Origin of the sequence: Chryseobacterium carnipullorum, assembly GCF_003815695.1 — a bacterium.
Lineage (GTDB): Bacteria > Bacteroidota > Bacteroidia > Flavobacteriales > Weeksellaceae > Chryseobacterium > Chryseobacterium carnipullorum.
On record NZ_CP033920.1, the window covers coordinates 236,047 to 256,213 of the forward strand.

At 32.7% G+C, this 20,167-nt stretch carries 16 protein-coding genes and 1 pseudogene; 4 read left to right on the forward strand and 13 right to left on the reverse strand.

Features of this window, described 5'->3' with window-relative positions; translation table 11 throughout:
• Nucleotides 1–11: 11 nt before the first annotated feature.
• The gene (gene xerA, locus EG346_RS01130) at nucleotides 12–977 is read left to right on the forward strand and encodes a site-specific tyrosine recombinase/integron integrase (RefSeq protein WP_228426493.1); all 966 of its coding nucleotides are present in this window, start codon (nucleotides 12–14) and stop codon (nucleotides 975–977) included.
• Nucleotides 977–1,552 carry a restriction endonuclease subunit S gene (locus EG346_RS01135; protein WP_123876720.1) on the forward strand — a complete coding sequence of 192 codons (576 nt, stop codon included), beginning with the start codon at nucleotides 977–979 and terminating at the stop codon, nucleotides 1,550–1,552. Before xerA ends, EG346_RS01135 begins: the two co-directional genes overlap by 1 nt.
• On the opposite strand, the gene EG346_RS01140 is transcribed toward EG346_RS01135, so the two are convergent.
• From EG346_RS01140 to EG346_RS01190, 11 genes are all read right to left on the reverse strand, one after another.
• Nucleotides 1,491–2,750 (reverse strand): restriction endonuclease subunit S, encoded by a 1,260-nt coding sequence (locus EG346_RS01140; RefSeq protein ID WP_123876721.1) that lies wholly within the window; start codon nucleotides 2,748–2,750, stop codon nucleotides 1,491–1,493. The genes EG346_RS01135 and EG346_RS01140 overlap by 62 nt on opposite strands.
• Nucleotides 2,743–4,359: an HsdM family class I SAM-dependent methyltransferase gene (locus EG346_RS01145; RefSeq protein ID WP_076783272.1), complete on the reverse strand. Its 1,617-nt coding sequence runs from the start codon at nucleotides 4,357–4,359 to the stop codon at nucleotides 2,743–2,745. Before EG346_RS01145 ends, EG346_RS01140 begins: the two co-directional genes overlap by 8 nt.
• Nucleotides 4,359–7,424, reverse strand: a complete 3,066-nt coding sequence (locus EG346_RS01150; protein ID WP_123876722.1) for a type I restriction endonuclease subunit R — start codon at nucleotides 7,422–7,424, stop codon at nucleotides 4,359–4,361. The genes EG346_RS01145 and EG346_RS01150 overlap by 1 nt, the downstream gene beginning before the upstream one ends.
• A 386-nt stretch (nucleotides 7,425–7,810) precedes the next feature.
• Nucleotides 7,811–8,443, reverse strand: a complete 633-nt coding sequence (locus tag EG346_RS01155) for a hypothetical protein (RefSeq protein ID WP_076783273.1) — start codon at nucleotides 8,441–8,443, stop codon at nucleotides 7,811–7,813.
• A gap of 23 nt (nucleotides 8,444–8,466) precedes the next feature.
• Entirely contained in the window at nucleotides 8,467–9,387 is a 921-nt protein-coding gene (locus tag EG346_RS01160) for a relaxase/mobilization nuclease domain-containing protein (RefSeq protein ID WP_076783274.1), read from the reverse strand.
• Entirely contained in the window at nucleotides 9,380–9,829 is a 450-nt protein-coding gene (locus EG346_RS01165) for a plasmid mobilization protein (protein ID WP_076783275.1), read from the reverse strand. The genes EG346_RS01160 and EG346_RS01165 overlap by 8 nt, the downstream gene beginning before the upstream one ends.
• 147 nt (nucleotides 9,830–9,976) lie before the next feature.
• Nucleotides 9,977–10,855 (reverse strand): DUF8464 domain-containing protein, encoded by an 879-nt coding sequence (locus EG346_RS01170; protein ID WP_123876723.1) that lies wholly within the window; start codon nucleotides 10,853–10,855, stop codon nucleotides 9,977–9,979.
• A gap of 221 nt (nucleotides 10,856–11,076) precedes the next feature.
• Nucleotides 11,077–12,306: a primase-helicase family protein gene (locus EG346_RS01175; protein ID WP_076783277.1), complete on the reverse strand. Its 1,230-nt coding sequence runs from the start codon at nucleotides 12,304–12,306 to the stop codon at nucleotides 11,077–11,079.
• Nucleotides 12,306–12,626 (reverse strand): DUF3853 family protein, encoded by a 321-nt coding sequence (locus EG346_RS01180; protein WP_076783278.1) that lies wholly within the window; start codon nucleotides 12,624–12,626, stop codon nucleotides 12,306–12,308. The genes EG346_RS01175 and EG346_RS01180 overlap by 1 nt, the downstream gene beginning before the upstream one ends.
• 246 nt (nucleotides 12,627–12,872) lie before the next feature.
• Complete coding sequence (locus EG346_RS01185; RefSeq protein WP_076783279.1) at nucleotides 12,873–13,793, reverse strand: hypothetical protein; 921 nt, start codon at nucleotides 13,791–13,793, stop codon at nucleotides 12,873–12,875.
• On the reverse strand, nucleotides 13,790–15,064 hold the full coding sequence (locus EG346_RS01190; RefSeq protein ID WP_076783280.1) for a site-specific integrase: 1,275 nt from the start codon (nucleotides 15,062–15,064) through the stop codon (nucleotides 13,790–13,792). Before EG346_RS01190 ends, EG346_RS01185 begins: the two co-directional genes overlap by 4 nt.
• A gap of 448 nt (nucleotides 15,065–15,512) precedes the next feature.
• Between EG346_RS01190 and EG346_RS01195 the strand changes: the two genes are divergently transcribed.
• A complete protein-coding gene (locus tag EG346_RS01195; RefSeq protein WP_123876724.1) occupies nucleotides 15,513–16,427 on the forward strand; it encodes a DUF2490 domain-containing protein in 915 nt (304 codons plus the stop codon).
• Between the two features lie 137 nt (nucleotides 16,428–16,564).
• On the opposite strand, the gene EG346_RS01200 is transcribed toward EG346_RS01195, so the two are convergent.
• Both EG346_RS01200 and EG346_RS01205 read right to left on the reverse strand, forming a co-directional pair.
• Nucleotides 16,565–17,266: a hypothetical protein gene (locus EG346_RS01200; protein ID WP_073333357.1), complete on the reverse strand. Its 702-nt coding sequence runs from the start codon at nucleotides 17,264–17,266 to the stop codon at nucleotides 16,565–16,567.
• Nucleotides 17,267–17,595: 329 nt separating this feature from the next.
• A complete protein-coding gene (locus EG346_RS01205) occupies nucleotides 17,596–19,053 on the reverse strand; it encodes a M20/M25/M40 family metallo-hydrolase (protein WP_228426505.1) in 1,458 nt (485 codons plus the stop codon).
• Here EG346_RS01205 and EG346_RS01210 point away from each other — a divergent pair.
• Nucleotides 19,015–20,145: pseudogene (locus EG346_RS01210) on the forward strand (IS256 family transposase); the annotation flags it as partial. The gene EG346_RS01205 and the pseudogene EG346_RS01210 sit on opposite strands and share 39 nt — an antisense overlap.
• Between the last annotated feature and the right edge of the window lie 22 nt (nucleotides 20,146–20,167).

Below are 20,167 nucleotides of genomic sequence, written 5' to 3' on the forward strand. Positions count from 1 at the left end.
AACAAGAAATTATGAGTGCAATGAATACTGTTTTGAATTTTCAGCAGATGATGATGTTAGAAAAGGTAATTCATCAGAGTTTTCACAATGTAGAAATTACCAATCAAAATATAGAAAATCAACATTTTACAGAAAATAACCAATCTATTCTCAGCTTGTTTATTTCTTCAAAAAAAGTAGAAGGTTGCTCTGAAAAATCGTTGAAATATTATTTTTCAACAATTGATACACTTTTTAAAAAGCTAAGTAAAAAAGTTACCGAAATTTCTACCAACGATCTAAGATTCTATCTTTCGGATTATCAAGAAAGTAAAAATTCAAGTAAAGTTACCATTGATAATATACGCCGGATATTTTCGAGCTTTTTCTCATTTTTAGAAGATGAGGATTACATCTTAAAAAGTCCAGTGAGAAGAATTCATAAAGTTAAAACGCCTAGAATTATTAAAGAAATTTTGAGTGATGAAGAAATAGAAATTTTAAGAGACAACTGTAAGGAAATAAGAGATCTTACGCTTATTGAAATTCTTAGTTCAACAGGAATTCGTGTAGGTGAACTTGTGAAAATCAACCGAAAAGACATTGATTTCCACGAACGTTCTTGTATTGTAACCGGAAAAGGAAATAAAGAAAGGGAAGTTTATTTTGATGCACGAACCAAAATTCACTTAAAACAATATCTGAAAACCCGAACTGATGACAATGAAGCGCTCTTTGTCTCACTATCAAAACCGCATCAAAGACTTTCTATTGGTGGCGTAGAAAATGTGCTACGAAAGCTTGGACTGAAAACACAAATCAATAAAGTACATCCGCATAAATTCAGACGAACATTGGCTACAATGGCGATAGATAAGGGAATGCCGATTGAACAAGTACAGAAATTATTAGGTCACGTAAAGATTGATACGACCTTGCATTATGCAATGGTGAATCAGTCTAATGTGAAAATTGCACATCGAAAATTTATAAGTTGATGAAAGAAAAAATAAAATTGAGTTCAGCTGTTTCTTATTCAAAAAAACGTTTGAATACTGAAAGCCTTAATATTGAGACCTTCATAACAACAGATAATTTGCTTACCAACAAATTAGGTGTCAAAACAGCAACTGCCTTGCCACCAAATGGAGAATTTTTTCCTGCTTATTATCCTAATAATATATTAATCTCAAACATACGACCTTATTTAAAAAAAATATATTTTTCAAATACTAGTGGAATTTGTTCATCCGATGTTTTGAACTTTACTACGAATCCAGAATTTTCGCCAAGATTTATTTATTACAATTTACATCAAGATGCTTTTTTTGAGCATATGATGAAAGGAGCAAAAGGCACTAAAATGCCTAGAGGAGATAAAAATCAGATTTTAGATTTTGAAATTCCTAATTTCCCAATTGATTATCAACAAAAAATTGCCAATATCTTGACAGATATTGACAATAAAATTGCATTGAACAATAAGCTAAATGATAATTTATTTTACAAAATTACTCAACTTTTACCTGTCCATTCATCAGCATGGGTAAAAGCCAGTCGCGTAATGAGCTAAGTTGTTGGTTTTCATTCTGATTATTTAAAATCTTATCGTAACTTGATTTTAATTGAGAATTAAAATTTTCAATTAACTGATTTGTCGGCATTAATAATTGTATGCTATTAATTTGTTCATTACTTATATTGGGTTGTGCTGCTCCACTTGCCAATGTGAAAATAGCTTCTCTAAAATATTTTTGATTTAAAGAATTTATTAAATAAGGCAATTTTATAGTTGGCGACAAACCTAAATCAAAATAACCAACACGTTGATTTACATAAAGTTGTTTGTTGGTGTTAGGTACAATTGCATATTTTCCAACAGTAGCTCCCGTCATTGCAATAACAATATCTCCAGCTTTAGCTTTAAATTTATCATCAATATTCTTACCTTCTAAATTGACTAAAGATAAATCACTTAGATTCAATGTGCAGTTTTCTTGAATATCTTTAATTTTTATAACAGATTCTCCAAAAGTAGTCCACCAACTTGACTTAAATGCAAAGCCTCCTCTAGATTTACAATAATCGCCAATAATTTTAAGTTCCCATCCAATCGGAATTTCCCTTTTCAAAACTTCATTCCAAACCATCTTGCCACCGCTTGATTTATAGGGTTTTCCGTTTTCATCGGGGAAATCAAATTGTACAAACCAATAATCATAAAGCGTTTTTGCCATCTGCTCTAAATTATCATTTATCCGATTGTTGAGCTCAATTTTATCATCTATTGTGGATAAAACAGATGCGATTTTTTGTTGTTCTAATTTATTATTTGGAACTAAAATTTCTTGACGTTTTAAAGCTCCTTCATTTACCCTTTTCCTTCCCGAAGTCCCTTCCATACAGCTTATAGCTTTTTCTCTAAACAATGGACTTCGCGCTAAATAATAAATGAAATTGGAATCTGAATTTTCATTTTCTCTTAGAACAATAAATTCTGAAGAACCGAATGCAACTTCCTCATCATCTAAAATATCTACGTATGCAGTTTTACCATTTTCTAAACAAGGAGTTATTTTAGCAACCAAGGTGTCTCCATTTCTGAATTTTGGTCCAGATTTATATTCTGAAAACTCATATCCTTTAATCTTCCGTTCAAATACTCCTAGCCTATCCATTGGAATCTTTTTTACTTTTCCGTTTTTTGGTAAACTTTCTGAAGGATTAAAATCTATAAATTCGCCGATAGATGTTTGCTTCCAATTACTCATACCTCAACTTTTTCAAATTTTCCTGTATCTTCTTCTCCAACTCTGCACTTTCTGCAAACATTGCTGTCAAATTATTTTCAAAAGAAGTCATCTTGTTTTGAAATTCTTCTGCTGTGATTTCAACATATTCTATTTTTACTTCAAAGTATTGACCTGCACTAAAACTGTAATTCTTTTCTTTAATTTGTTCTGCTGAGATCACTACTGAGAAATCTTCTTCAGGCAGCTTTTGATTCATTGCGTTGATGATGCGTTCTTCCTCTTCTCTGGTTAAAACTGTTCTTTGGTTTTTTCCTTCTTTTATGGTTTTTCCCAATTTAGAAGAATCTACCAAAACAATATGTTCATTATCTGCTTCTTTGTCAATAAAAATCACAGAAACGTTGGTTCCCGTACTTGCAAAAATATTACTTGGCATACTTACCACACCTCGCAACCAACCTCGATTGATTAACGCTTCCCGTATATTCTTTTCGATTCCGCTTTGCGCCGTAATAAATCCGGTAGGAACAACAATCGCGGCTTTCCCAGTCGTACTTAAGCTGTGCATAATATGCTGAATGAAAAGCAAATAAATCGACATCGAGTCTTTTTTTGCTTTCGGAACATTGGGAATTCCCGCAAAAAATCTTTCTTTGAAACTATCTTTATCCAAATCGTTTCTAAAATCTGAAAAATCTAATTTGAAGGGCGGATTGGAAACAATGTAATCAAACTTTTCTTTTAAATAAGAAGGTTCAGAAATCGTATTTCCTTTAATGATATTTGGGATAGAGTGCGAAAGATTGTTAAGAATTAAATTCAACCTCAACATATTACTCGATTTTTGAGAAATATCTTCAGAGTAAATCGAACAGTTTTTTTCTCCAATTGCGTGAGCAATGTTCATCAAAAGTGTTCCAGAACCTGCGCTTGGGTCATACACTTTCACATTTGTTACAGCATCCTTTACCAAAATAGCTGCCATAATTCTGGCAACTGCGTGAGGTGTATAATATTCGGCATATTTTCCACCACTGTCACTGTTATAATCTTTGATCAAATATTCGAAAATGGTCGCAAAGAAATCATATTTTTCTTGGAACATTTTCTCAAAACTGAAATTCACTAATTTATTAACCAACGCTCGTGCAAAAGCATCTCTTTGGGAAGAATCAGTAATGAATTGGCTGAGATCATCAAACATTTTATCTTTTACACCACTTGCCGTTTTTATGGAATAAAGATTAGAATTATCAAGGCTGATATTCCGCAATGTTCCGTCAAAATAAGTTTCTGCAAAATTTGCTTTGGTAGAATTGTTGAAAAGATAAGAAATCAAATGTTCTGGTTGCAGTTTTGGTGCCTTGTTTCCGATTCGGGCGATTAGAAATTTTCTTTCCTCGTCCGACAGTGATTCGTATGACTTCTGAAAATCGTTTGCTTCAGCTAAGGTTTCATTAATTTTCTTTGCTTCATAGCTGAACTTATCGTTCATATATTTGTAAAGAAAGGTCTGTGATATAATTTTAAATTCGTTTCCGTCGTTTCCTAAACCGTAGTTAGCACAAACACTTTTTAGGTCATCAATGAGCTTTTTTGTGTTCGATATAAATTCTAAATCTGTCATTAGTTGATATAAGATTGTTGTCTGTATTCGTTTACAACCAACTGGTTAATATTTTGGGTCGTTTCGAAGTCAAGTTTCATTTTTTTGTTGTCTATAAATTTTTGTATAATGATGCTCAATACTTCATCACTAAAATAATCATTCCCATCTTTCAGGATATTGGTATTGCTTAGAACGAGAAGATCAACCATTATTTTTGTATCCATCAATGCTTCGTGGATTTGTGTTTCCTGGGCAGAAATACTTCCTTTTTCCATTATTCTTTTGTGGATTCTGGTAAATTTGTCGTCGTTGTTATATTTTGAATTGATATTGGAGTTTTTATTATTAAGCTCATTTACTCGAGCATAAACAGATTTTAGCAACGTAATATTACTCCTCATATCTTCTTGTGAAACTTCGTCTAAATTTTTATTTTTAAAAATCCTTTCTAGTTCTTCTCTTAACGTTATAAATTCAGGGTCTTTCTGGTCGATATTTCTTTGTAATTCTTCTCTTGTTTTACGAAGATCACTATGAAGCTGAACAGCAATAATCATTTCTTCTTCAGAAACTTTCACAAACTGAAAATAGATATCTTCCAGAGCTACATTCAGCAGATTATTGTTCTCGTCTTCATTATCAAGGTTTTCTACAAAATTAATACTTGCCAACCTGTCTTGTACAACTTTCAGAAGTTGATTTAATTTAAAGAAATCTATTCCGTTTAATAAATCATCATCGCCTTGTAAACGAATAATGTTCCTTAATTCTTTTGCAGAACTGAGAATATTAATAATATCCTGTAATCTTTTCTTATCTGAAATCTGAATGATTTGGTCAGAAAAATTCTCAGCATTCCTGGTATCGTATTGAAAAAGAAATTCTTTTATTCTTGATTTGTCTTCCTGTATTTCTTCACGTGTTTTAAAGAGATTGCTGTAATTCTGCATTTCGTCTCCCAACTCACTTTGTAATTCCTGAAAATAATTATCGTTGGTAATTTTGAATTCTTTAGAAATATCAGCAAAATCGACTACATATCCGAATTTATAGTTTTTATAAGGTCGATTGACACGAGTCAGAGTTTGCAGTAAATTTTGATGCTTTACCACTCTCGCCAAATATAATTTCTTTAATCTTTTCGCATCAAAACCAGTTAACAGCATATTGTAAACAAAAAGAATATCAATATCTCCTGCCTTAAAAGACTTTACATCTTTTTTCCTATACTCTTTATCATTGATGTCGTGCAGAATCAACGAGGCTTTCAAAGAATCATTGTTGCCATATTTCGCTTTTTCTTCTGCTACACTCAGATAATCTTGAGTTTGTGTTCCGTATATTTTTTCAAATTCTGCAAAGAGTGCTTTTGCCTGATCAGAACTATCGCAAACCACCATTGCTCCTAGCGAATCATCTTGGTGGGTTTTTCTGAATGCTTTTAAATCTGTCAGAATATATTCTAACATTGGTTCTGCAAATTTTGGATGTGCAAAAATATCACTTTTGCTAATCGTTCCTTTTTTCAAAATCTCATCCATAATATCCTGCATCTGTAACTTATACTGCGTATTGATACCTTCTCGTATCAATCGCAAAGTGTAACCATCTGCAATAGATTTGTTGTAATAATATTTATGAATGTAATCGCCGAAAATTGCTTTAGAATCGTAATCTTTGGCGACCTCTTTCAAAAGTGGAGTTCCTGTTAAAGCAATTTTTATAGCATTCTCATCAGATTTTAAAAGATTGATAAGATAATTCCCCTTCGGATTATAACTTCGGTGTGCTTCATCAATGAAATAGATTCGTTGGATATTCAGGTCATAATCTAAAACTTTTTCAACCGTACTTTCTTCAGTGAATTTCTGGATATTAATTACAGAAATTTCTGGTTCGCCTGTACTGTTTTGTAAAGCACTAATTGTTTTAATGTCTGTCAGGAACTCACTTCGGGAATTAACTCGTTTTACAATCAATCCCCTCATTCCAAATTCTGACGTCGCCTGATTAGCTAAATCTAATCGGTCGACCACAAAATAAAACTTCGGAATAATATTTTTCTTCTGATAATAATCAGTCAGAAATTTCACATTGTAGTATGCCAAAGCCGTTTTACCACTTCCTTGCGTATGCCAAATAATTCCTTTTTTAATAGATTTATCTAAACTTGCTTTAATTGCCTTAGTCGCAAATATCTGGGGATAACGCATAATGTGTTTCTGAATCACATTCACACCATCAATTTCTTCTTCCACATAAGCCAAACCAAATTGTAAAATAAAAGCCAATCTATCTTTAGAAAGAAGTGAGGTTAAAATTCTATTGGTCGGTTTGTTGTAATCTTTATTCGTTAGAAATTCATCTGTATTTTTAATTGCAACAATATTATTATCTCTTAAAATTGAGTTTTCTAAATCCTCATTCTCAGGTTTTAATAAATGGGTAAGATTAAGATTTTCTTCTTCTCTAAAATAATTGAAATGTAAATTCCCATTGGCAGAAGTAGCATAAAAAGCGCCATAAACAGGATCAATTACGCCATCCTCATATTCCATATTATTGGAGAAAATCATCAATTGCGTAATGTTGGTAAACGTTTTAAAAGCTGCATTGGTAAAACGTCTGTTGATACGATTTCTTTCATCAATTACGCCTTGTTTATTATTTGGTTTTTTAACTTCAATAAAAACCAATGGCATTCCATTAATTAAAACAGTAATATCCGGACGAAATTCTTCTTCTCCATTTTTATAAGTCAATTCTGTAGTAATATGAAAAGAATTATTCTCGAAATCATCAAAATCAATAAGTTTTATTCCTGAAGTATTAGTCAATTGCTTAAAAAAGTCTCTGCCTAAATCGTCATTTTTTAATTTAAAACTGACATCTTCTAAAAGTTTAGTTACCTCTCCCGAAGAAAGTTCCGGATTTATATTTGAAATGCTTTCTTTAAAAATATCAGAAAATATATTGTTTTCTTCCAACCGAAATTGCTTTGACCTTGAGATATAAGTATAGCCTAGTCTTGCCAAATGCAATAAAGCTGGTATTTTAACACGTGAGTCTTCGTTGAATTTCATCGTAAATCTTAGGTTTCTGTAAATATAACAAAATCAAATAAAGGAAACTAAAGGAAAACCGTAAAAGAACTAAAATCGAAAAGCTCCTCTCATCAATTTCTGCTCTCCTCTGGAAATCCCGATTTCAGTTGCAGTATTTTAACAATCTCGAATTTCAAGAATGATTGTTAATTAATACTATAAATCTGCAATTTTGTGAATTTGCATATTTTCTTTACCTCATTAGAAAAATCATCATAGGTGAAAACATATCTTTTTGGGAATCGGTCTAAAGTATATGCTATGTAATCAGTACTTTTCATTGAATAATTAAAAAGCAAATACATAAAAAATGTCCAGTTTATTAATTAAAAAACTAGACATTTATAAATCATTTTAAAAAAAAATTATTCCTTCCTCGCATCAAATCCATCTTTAAATCTCAAAAAATCTTCCCCTTTTTTAGGATTATTCTTAATCCAAAGTTGCATAATTTCGGTATTTTCACTCAATATTTTTATCTCCTTTTCATCATAGATTTTTTTTCCTTCACCAGCAATTTCATTTAAAATATCTTGGCGCAGTTCACTTTTTGCTTTGATGCTTTCTTTGTACCATTTGGTTGCGAAATTGATGGAAATTATCATCAATAAAACCGAAAAAACACTAACTCCAATTCCACTCCAGATAAATTTTTCAAGTCTTTTAACTTTGTTTTCAAAATTTCCATAAAAATCAATGGTTTCTTGAGATAGAACTGTTTCTATTTTGGTAGGAATATTGGCAAGAAATTCAGATCTTTTCACTTGCTCCAATTCATACAATTTATCGACATCATCATACTTTGCATTTACATCACGCAAACCAGTCTGGATATGTTTTGACGAATTGATAAAGTCTTCCACAACAAATTCAACTTTTACAAATTGTTCGATATTTGCTTCGTTTGAAGCAATATTTTTCTCGTTAGATTTTATCACGTTTTCCAGCAATTCCATTCCGTTACTTTTCGTGTCTTCGTTTTGATTTTGATTTTCCATTTTATTAAATTTATTTTTTATTGTTATCTTGATTTTCTCTTCTTTTTCTTTAATAATTCATCATCTGAATTGGAGGTATAGGTTGGTTTTAAAAACTCCTCAATTGCTTTTCCAACTTCGCTGATTACGGAGTCGTTTTTTTGTACATTTCCACTATTTTCTTGGTTTGAATTTTCAGAAAAAACAGTTTCATTATCCAATTTTTTCGCTCTATTTTCATTGAGAATCGCTTTGATGTCCGCAATTTTTAACTTGCTGGTAATTTCAGAAAGTTTATAGCCTGCTTTATAAATTCTGTCTGTATTGGGATTTTTGTCTTTCTCCATCACGATTCGCATTCCCGAAACGCCGTCTTTCACATTCTTGGATAATTGAATTTCAAAACCTCTTTCTTTCATTTTAAAAATAAGTTCATCAAAATTTTTTGCTGATTTTAGGGTTTCTTTCAAATTTTTCAGCATCTCTGCTTTTTTCTGAATTCCAATTTCCACATCGGTCAACAAACCTTTTTCTTTACAAACTTCCCGAACTGCTTCTCCGAATCTTCTTCCTACATCATGTGATTTTACAGTACATTTCCCCGAAATATCAATCCTGTTCACGATAAAATGAATGTGTTTTTGTTTCGTACTGTTATGAATATCCAATCGAAATTGATTCTTATCGCTCACTCCAATTTTTTCTAAAGCTTTAGTAGCGATTTCTGTAAATTCTTCATCCGTCAACTTTCTGCCAATCTCGTCGGGTTGAGAAATATAGCCAGTTAAAGCCCATTTTTTCACATTCGTGTTTCGGTCTGCAACGGTTTTCATTTCCAAAAACTGACCTTCAGCCATTGAACTCAAAAGACAATTTGAAGCCACCATTTCCGCTGTTCCTTTGTCGTTTCCGTTGTATTCTAAAGCGATTTTCGTGATGGTTCTAGTGGTTGCAGAATTATTCATTTTTCTGAATTTTTGAGTATAAATATTGATGAATCAAATCAACTACATTCTCAATTTTTACTAAAATTTCTTTCTTATTTTCAAAAACAGTCCATTCTCGATTTCGCAAAAGATTGGTTATTTTTTTGAAGTGAGTTCCAAATTGAAGCAAGGTCTCATCAGTTTTAAATTCATTGATTTTTAATTCTTTTTCGAACAAAACATTTCGGATATACGTTGATAATTTGAGCGGATATTTCTCTTGTTTTCGAATCAATAATTCATATTCAGAATTGGTCATTCTTATCGAAATCACTTTATCCAGTTTTTTGTTTTCTTTAGTTTTTAAACCACCTTTTCTGCCCAATTCTTGGAAATGTTTTTTTCTCTTTTCCTGAGCAATTTTTGTTTCATTTTCTTTGGTGGCTTGGTTTATAAATTCTTGTAAAAAGTCGTTTTCCATTTCATTAATTTTTGTGTATTTAAAAACATTTCTGACGATAGGAAGAAATCAAAAATCTCAATTTTACAATCAGCGACCACGCTTATTGTAAACTTTGGGTACTTTTTGCACTAGCATCCCACCATATTTTACCTGTGTTTATTTCACTCACCTTCTCCTGTGTTTTAGTTGCCTTTCATTTAATGGATTTTTGTTAATTAACCAATCATTTAAGTCTTTAAAATCTGAATACAAAATCCGACAATCTTCTACATTTTTGTTTTCATTTTCAATCATTTCAACTGCTCTATTTCCGGCTTCATCGTTGTCAAAATAAAGTTCAATGTTTTCATAGTCTTTGAGTGAATTTTTAATATTATGAATCATCGAAACTGAATTCAAAATGATATAATTGGAAGGCTCTTTTTCTAAAAAATTTTCTACATTTTTAAAGGAAAGAAAATCGAAAAAACCTTCGAAAATCCTAACTGAATTTAAATTGCTTTTAATTGTTGAAACATCTTTTTTACCCAAACAAATTTTGGAGTATTTATTGCGAATTTCATAACCGCCAGAATCGTTTTTGAAACCAATTCCGAAATAATTTTTATCATTCATTCGATAATGAATTTCTTGTAAAAATTGAGTTTGATTTTCAACATTTCTTTCCTTTAAATATTCTAAAAGTGCAGGATGCTGAACATTTTTTATTTCAATAATTTTATGGTTTTTAGAAAGATTTTCCAATTTACTATTGGAAGTTTTTTGCTGTTGAAAAGAAGAAAAATTTTGATTTTCTGCCCATTCTAAAACTTCTTTTACAGAAGCATTCAAATATTTTTTCATAAAATTGACATTGTTTCCGCCGATTCCTTCGGAGTGTAAATACCAATAGTTTAGGTTTTTATTAATTTTAAAAGAGGCGTGGTTTTCTTTGGCAAATGGATTGAGAAACCACGCTTCTTTTTCCGTTTGTTTTGTTGGAAGGTGTCCGAGAATTTGGAGGACTTCTTCCAACTTTATGCTGTTAAATTGTTTGCAATTCATTGTGTAGATTTTTCGGGTATTAATTATTGTAATTTGTTGTGTAATTGTTGAGAAAATATATTAAACAATTGATTTTTAGATATTTAATCATTCAACAAAAGCTCAACAATTCAACAAAATCGATTTTATTTGCTCAACAAACATTCAACAAAAAAGTGGGTTTAAAAGTTTGTTGAGGATTTTGTAGAGAACTAATTGATTGATTTTCTTTTCATTATCAATTAATTCAACATTTCAACATATTTTTGAAGAATGAGATCTTTTTTAACAGTGAAAAATCGCCCAACGGAATTGTTTTGATAAAATATTCCTGCAAAATCAATGTCGTATCTGATGTAGGTTAAGCCGTTATTTTGCGGATTTAATTTCCATGTTTCCTTTAATAGATTTCGAATATCGTTTCTCGTCCAGTAAGTTGGTCGAAACATTCGGTTCATCATGTTCAGGATATCTTGTGGAACGAAATTAATTTCATCTTCGTTGTTGCTTTCAAAAAACTCATACAACAACTCAATCATTTTAGATTCCAGCTTATTGTTATTCTTGAAAACCAGTTTTTGGAGTGCTTTTGTCCTGATTTCATCGGCAGAAAACCACATTCTTGTTTTCTTTTCTGTTGAAAAAGGTCTCTCAATTAAAAACCGAAGAAAATGAGGGATTTCTGAAATGAGATTGTCAAGAAAGTCTGTGTTTTCCACTTTTATCGGATTAATTTTTAGAATCCAAAATCGAATTTCGTTTTCATCGATTTGAATAAAATTTTCTTCGTTATTGGAACACAAAATAAATTTGGCGAAAAAATCGATTTCTTCTCGGTCTTTTCCTTTGGCTTCCAACTTGTCTTTGTTGGTGGTCGATAGATATTTTAATCTTTCTGTAATCTCTTTTTTATCAAAAAACACTTCATCAATCGCCACAACCAACATTGCTGCCCAATCAGAATTAAATTGACTTCCGAATGAATCGCCTTTGATGTAAGTCATATTTAACCCGAAAATTTCTTTCAACCATTTGATGAACGTTGATTTTCCGGTAGCTCTTTCTTTGCTTACCAAGCATAAAATAGGCAGAATTTGCGTTGGAAATTGCAATAGGATTTTCAAATAATCTAAACCGAGTTCCAACTGTTCTCCGAAAATATGCTTCACAAAATTCAAAGAAAAAGGAATTTCATTTTTGAAATTTTCGTTTTCAGATGAAGGAGAGAATGGGATTTCGTTATAAATATTATAGAAACCTCGAACGATTTGTTGATAATCTAAATGTTCCGGAATACAACAAAAACCATCATATTTTGGGATTGATGAAAGAAAAGCTTTTCCATGGTCGCTAATGATTGTTTCGCGATTCCAACGAACCAAAACTGAGGTTGTGTCTCCCGAAATTAATGGTTTTTCTATTATTTTATAGTAAGTTGTTCCGACTCGGATGTATGGGATTTTATTTTTCATTATCTCTTCTTTAATCCTGGTTTATTATTGTTCTTCAGAAGTTCCAATGCTTTTTCAACATCAATAATTATTTTTCTCCCATTTTGAATGATGGCTTCGTCGATTGTTCCGCTCTTTTTCAACCTTTTAGCCGAAGACTCACTACAATTCAATAAGCTTTGAATGCCCGAAATACCATAGACGTATTTTTTCTCCGTAAACTTTGAATTTTCAGAGTTTTCAGTATTTGATTTTGTGCTACTTCCTTCAATTAAATCAAGAAATTCTTTGCCTGTTAATTGCCATAATGGTTTTTCTTTTAATGAATTAATATTTTCCATTTTTTGAAATTTAGATTTGATTAAATAAATGCCGTGTTCTTTGGCTTTCGTTTGTTCGAACAGGTCAAATTTCTAATAACTATTTGGTGATTTTTCGTGATTTTCTTGTAAAATAAAAAATGCAAATAATTGACATTCAATTATTTGCATTTTAACAAATTTTGTTTTTCGTGATTTTAAACTGTCTATGGGTTTTATATAGTTCTTTGCAGTTTATTTTTGAGGTTACTGACCATTTTTAGCCGTTTATGAATTGATAATTTCATAAAAATTTTCATAATTTTCCTTTTCGTAAAATCTACTTTTTAATGTGCTTTCTGTTAAATTAAATTCTTTAATTACAAAACTCTGCCATTCTTTCTTTTTAAATCCTTTTTTCTCAACATCATCTGACAACAATTTGAATAGATAAGCGAAGTGTGTTACTTTTAAAGCATCAGCACAATTTTTTTTTGGCATTTTTAAATTTAAAATGAGATGGAAATCTTCATGTGTAAGTTGGGATTTTGGATATATGTATTTTTTTTCAACCATCGTATCGAAAATTTTTCGTGTTATTTCCGAATCAAAAATTTCTTTGGCTGGTTTTAGTACAGAAACTTTAAAATAGTTTTCGATTTTTTGGAGAATTTCATCTGCTTTTGTCAGAATTTTAAAATAGTAATTCGTTTTAATCCAAGAATATTTACTGTAAATCATTTCTTGCTCTTTCTTCAAGTGATTTAATTCTATTTCAAAGTCACTTATTACTTTTTGTTTTTCTAATTGCGGCATTCCAGATTGAGATTCTTCTATTTCCAAAATATCATTTTCTTTAATTTTAATCCATTGCTGAATTTTTATTAATTCTGGGATCTTATCAAAGTAGGAATTTAAAAACGTATTATTGGTAATAATTTTTTTTTCAAAAACAAGGTCATCATATTTACTAATCTTTGTAAGTAAATCGTTGAAAACAATTTCTTTAAATCCTTCATTAGCTAATTGCATAAAAATTATATCAATTTTTTTTTCATCTAATTCTTCGCTGATTTTTTTACTTGCATATAGTTTTTTCATTTGAGCTTCGTCGTGATGAAATTTATCACTATGCAATAGTAAAAAAGCACTTTCAAAAATTGTAATGAGATAAGATATTTCTTGCAGTAATTGATTCTCACTTTTCATAATTCATCAAATTTTTTCATAGCATTAGCTTTAATATTATCAGCTATATCAATATACGGCTTCATAGATTTATAGTCTGCATGACCGGTCCATTTCATCACTATGTTAACCGGAATTCCAAGAGAAAGTGCTGTACAAATAAAAGTTCTACGTCCTGCATGCGTTCCCAATAAGTCATATTTTGGAACTACTTCGTCAACTCGGATATTACCTTTGTAATGAGTTAACCGGATTGGTTCGTCAATCTCCGCCAGTTTCGCTAATTCCTTAATATAGTCATTCATTTTTTGATTAGAAATAATTGGAAGAGCCCGATCATGTTCAAATGGAATATCTTTATACTTGTTAAGAATCTTTTTACTGTTCTTATTGAGTTCAATCTTCAAACTATCTCCTGTCTTTACAGTTGTAATTTCAAAATAATCCTTTTTAATATCTGAGCGTTTTAAATTTAAAGCATCGGAGTATCGAATTCCGGAATAGCATAAAAAAATAAAAACATCCCGAACTCTTTCAAGATATTGCTTACCTTCGGGAATTTCGTAAAGTTCAAGAGTTTTTAATTCCGTCTGCGTTAAGAAAATAATTTTTTTTTGAGTTGCTTTAAACTTTGGGTAGAATGCCTCATAAGATAGGTTGTCATTATACCCTTTTGCTTTAGCCCATTTTAAAAACCATTTTAAAAAACTAACTTGTTTTTCAATGGTAGAATTTCTCATTTTCAATTTATCTCGCAGAAACTCTACATATAAAGTCAATCCTTTTTCATCTAAAAAAGAAAATGATAGTTTACTATTAAATTCAGACAAATGCTTCCTAACAGACGAAAATTTCTCATATGTTCTGACTGTCCAGTTTTTAACTCTACCGTTTTCAGTTGTAAATTCGTCGAAATAATCAAAAAATCCTTTTGCTTTTGTGATAACCTGTCCTTTTTCAAATGCAGAATTAAAATGAAATTTAACTTCTTCAACGGTTGGTGTTAAATTCTTAAATTCAAATTTTTTAAAAACATTTTGAATTTCAGCTTCGTACTCAGACAGTTTCGTATTAATATCAGAGGCAGATTGTTTTAATTTGTTGAAAGTATTTGGTTTTACCTTAGACTTTTTGCTATCCCATTTATTTCTATCTACCCTCATACCCGTAAAAATCTCAATCCTATTTCCAGAAAAAGTAATACGCATACGGATTGGGACATTTTCTATAATCAATTCGCCATTCAATTTTCTATTTTCAAGAACAAAAATTACATTTCTTTTTATAATCATGAGTAAAATATTACACCCAATTTTACACCCACTATTGGCATATCTTTAAGCACTTTTATGATATTCAAAGATATTAAAAATATTTAAAACATTGATTTATAACTATATAAAACTTTAAAGAACTTGCAAAACCTTATAAGTTCGAATCCCTTCCTCTCTGCAAAAATGTAAAAGTCTTAAAATTAATTGTTTAAGGCTTTTTTTTTGTAAAAAGAAATAAAGATGTAATCCATTCCCTGGATTCTAATAAAGGGAACGGATCTATAAATTTCACGCAGATTGGTCAGATTAAACAGATTTTTATTTTTATCTGCTCTATCTGTATAATCAGCGAGAGGAATTCATTTAGTACACAACTTTTGTATCTGATCCTTCCCCTATTCCTAAAACATTCCTAAATCATGTATTTAATTTGTCCTGTTTATCAACAGTATTAAATCATTATTTCATGGATAAAGGACCTCCATTGGCTACAACAAATCATCATTTTACAGTATCCCTTAATATTCAACTCCATCGTATGACTGAACAGATACTCAAAATACGATTCAACAGATTTTACAGGATGCTCGGAACAGGAAAAATTATTATCGGGATATTTTTATTCAGCTTATGCGGATCATTACATGCACAGATCAGTCCGCCGGGCCTTGGAGATGCGAATACTGCATTCTGGTCAGCTTTTGGAGTAAGGCGTCAACTTGATTCGCTGGGAAAGAAACAGACTTTAAGTTATATTGCTCTGGGAAGGAAAAGCAGTCCTGATGATTATAATTTAGTCTCAAAACAGGCCATCATTGTTTTGAACCATGAGGTATATCATTCTTTTACCCAGAATCAGCAGTATAGCTATGCCGTGAGCTATCGTCGACAGCCAAAGTATGAAAGTGTATCTCCGTATGAAAAGGAAGATACAGAGCAGGAATTCAGGATCTACGGAAGGTATGCTTATACCTTTAATCTTGGGAAAAGATGGAAACTGAAGAATACAGTCCGTCAGGAATTCCGGAAGTTTTTTGATTCTGATTTTCGACAGGCTGACGAGGATTTTCAGTTGAGAACAAGAATTAAAAGTCAGTTAACCTATAGTTTGTCAAAGAAAAACAATCATAAGCTGGCTTTAAGTGCAGAAGGCCTCTTTTCCACAAGTTACCTTAATGAACCGGAACAGAAATGGACCCCTTTCGGATACCGGGAAATGCGTATTGGAGCTTATTATATGTTCAGTATTCCACACTCCCCTTTTACTGTAGATATAGGATATGTAAATGATCTGATCAGAGGAAGCAAAAGTATAAAGAATCGTGGCGTGCATTATCTGGCGGCAGATATTATTTGGAATTTACCGTTTAAAAATAAATGAAGGTGGTGAAATAGTGAATGGTAAATGGTGAATGGGTGAAATTAAACAAAATCCTGGCATTGCTGTCAGGATTTGTCTGGAAAACCATTGATGGTATTCCGATAATATAATTTAAATATGAATGGTTATGGTAAGATTCAATTACAGATCGTCAGAAACTGATGACTCATCTGTACTTTGAATTTGGCTTCTGATTTTAATTTAGCATAAACCGTATGTTCAAAAGCCTGTACAGACCTCAGCTTCTTATCAATATACTCTGCGATCTGCGCTACAGAAAAAATAAAGTCTCTATACACTGCAATATTGACAGTCTGACCGAAGTAAGGAAGATAAGCCTTTAAGAATGGAACGGCAGCCTGATGTCTGTTGTAATTCACACAATATCCTGCTCCTTCCCTTTTGGTAACAATCTCACGCTCATTGATGAAATCCAGAATTGTTTTACCGGCATCCGGAGAACTGCTATTTTTCAGTATATGCCTGTTGATTTTATCCAGAATATGCTGAGCATACTCCATCATGGTAATGTTTTTCCATTCAAATATATGATTCATTCCTTTGGAGGTTTTAGGATATTTTCCGTTGTCACAACTTGGACAGAAAGAAATTCCAATCTTTTCATGGTATGGGAAAAAGCAGTCTTTGATCTCCATAGAAGCATCCGCCAGAAGTCTGTCATCCGCAAAACTATAGTAGAGATAAGGGCTGTAAAGATCTGCAAGCGCTTTCAGAAAATCGATCTCGCTGGCATTGTGATATTCTTCAAACCATTGTTCAAGGGTATCGTAATAATGGCTTTCAAATTCTTTAAATGTTAAGTAAAACGGCAATTCCATAACTCTGTAATTTTGATAGGACAAAGCTATAGCGGTAATGCGACAAAACTTGACGTGTTATTTTTTTTATAAGAGTCAAGATGCAAGAGCCAGGAATCAAGATTTCAGATAACAGATATGAGACTTTAGACTGAGATCAGAAAATGTGAATGGTGAATTTTGCTTCGCAAGTGAATGGTGAATCGCAGATGCCAGATTTCAGACATGTTTCGGGATGCGAGTTCCGAGATTCGAACCATCAACAGTCACCAAGCAGCTACATTTTACACTCATATACTCTAAACTCATAAAGACTCCGACACTCTAACCTCGTATCACGGAACCCGAAACTATTTGTCGTAGTTGAGCATCATAAACTCAAAATAATGAATCATCCTCATGTAGTTCTCAATGCTGATGTACTCATTGGTGCTGTGGATGCTTTGCTGTTCTGAGCTGTTGATCTTGATGGGCATAAATCTGTAGATGTTTTTACTTACGATCTGGTATTTGTAAGCATCAGTTCCTGCCATGGTAAGATAAGGGGTAACAATGGCACCCGGGTGAATCTCTTTGATTCCGGCTTCTATTAATTGATAAGCTTTAGTATTGGTTGGGGAAACTGCGGAAGCTTCTCTTGTGTTATCAATCTCTTCCACCTCAACGTCGAAACCTTCTGTCGCTTTTGCAATATGCTCGCGAACCTCTTTGGCTGTGTCACCGGGCAGAAGTCTGAAATTCACAACGAATTCGACTTCGGGTGAAAGAACATTGGTTCCGTCGCTTCCTTTCATCATCGTCAGTGCAGTGGTTGTTCTCACCAATGCATTGGTGGTATTATTTTTTGTAAGCTGTGACAAAAGAAGAGGTTTCAGCAGCCATTGGTTGGCAATAGCCAGTCTGTTGAGAAATGGCATACTTCCACCGATATTATCAAAAAAGTTCTTGATGAGCGGGGTGATGGTAGGTTTCATCTGATGATCTTCGAGACGCTGCATGATGACGGCAGCCTTTCCTATGGCACTTTCCATCGGTGGCATTGAAGAGTGTCCTCCAAGGCCTTTAACCTTAATTTTTGCTGATAAGAAACCTTTTTCTGCACAACCCACTACGGCAACATCGGAATCTATTCCTGCCACATTGCCTTTTTGCAAGATCAATCCCCCTTCGTCGTAGACTGCATCAAACTTTAATCCTTTTTTCTTAAAATAATTGGCAATCTGTATGGCTCCTTTTTGTCCTCCTACTTCTTCATCGAAGCCAAAAGCGAGGTAAATATCTCTTTTAGGAACGGTTTTACTTTTAATCATTGTATTCATGGATTCCATCAGGGAGAAGAGCATTCCCTTCATGTCGATGGCTCCCCTGCCGTAGATTCTTCCGTTGGCCACATTACCTGAAAAGGGTTCAAAATCCCAGTCTTCCGCTACTTTGGAAACGGGAGGCAACGGTTTGTCATCTGGTCTGAATATATTTTGTTCTTTACTTTTGACATCAGCATCTCCCGGCGGTACGACATCCATATGGGAAAGAAAAAGAACAGGTTCCAGTGAAGGATCACTACCTTTCAGCCGGAAAACTAATGCATGGGTATTGACCTCATTGTTTTCGGTATTTTGATACACCAGCGGATACGATGTTTTAAGGTATTCTTTAAACTGATCAAAAGGCGCATAATTGAATTCTCCCAGGCTTCCTGTAGAAACTGTAGGGATCTTAAGTCCTCCTGAAAGTCGTATAAGTGCAGAATCGTTTTTTACAGGTTTCCATCCTTCTTCAAAGAACTGCACAAAAAAGCCGTGGAGCATATGTTGGATGCAGAGCTGGACAGTCATCTGGATAACGAAAAGCATGGTAAAACAACTAATGGAAATTATCGAAACGGTCATGGAACCAAAAAGATAAAATCGTCTTTTGGGGAATCCGAGATTAAGGTTCCCAGAGATAGAGAAGGTAGTTTTGAGCCCGCATTAGTTCCCAAAAGGCACAACATTATCGATGGTTTAGAAAACATCATCATCTCATTCTATGCCAAAGGAATGAGCGTATCAGACATTGAGGAACAAATCCGTGAAATGTATGATTTTGAGGTTTCTACTTCCACCATATCACGAATAACCAATGCGGTTGCAAGTGAAGCAGTAAGTTGGCAGAACCGCCCGCTTGAAGATTTGTATCTCATTGTCTGGATGGATGGGATTGTTTTCAAAGTAAGGGAAAACTCCAAAGTCATTAATAAAACAGTTTATCTGGCTGTTGGATTAAGCCGTGACGGGAGAAAGGAAGTATTGGGAATGTGGCTTGGAAAAAATGAAAGCTCAGCATTCTGGATGAGTGTTCTCACAGATTTAAAAGCCCGTGGTGTGGAGGATATTCTCATCACCGCCACCGATAATTTAAACGGATTTACCCAGACGATCCGCTCTGTCTTTCCCGAATCTCAAACCCAGATTTGTGTTGTGCATCAGATCAGAAATGCCTGCAAATATGTGGTATGGAAGGACAGAAAAGAATTCTCTGCCGATATGAAGCATATTTACACCGCTCCAACAAAACAAGCAGCTGAACAAGCACTCAATGATTTTGCAGATAAATGGGAAAGTAAATATTCTTATGCTATCCAATCCTGGAGAAACAATTGGGATGAACTTACTGTATTTTTTGATTTTCCTTTAGAGATCCGAAAAATCATTTATACAACTAATTTAATTGAAAATCTAAACGGAAAAATCCGAAAATACACCAAAAACAAAATGTCTTTTCCTACCGATGATGCCGTAATGAAATCAGTGTATCTGGCATTAAAAGAAGCTACTAAAAAATGGACGATGCCTATCCAAAATTGGGGCATTGTTCTCAATCAATTTATCCTTATTTTTGAAAAAAGGCTCAGATTATAAAATCCAAGCCTAACTTTTTAAC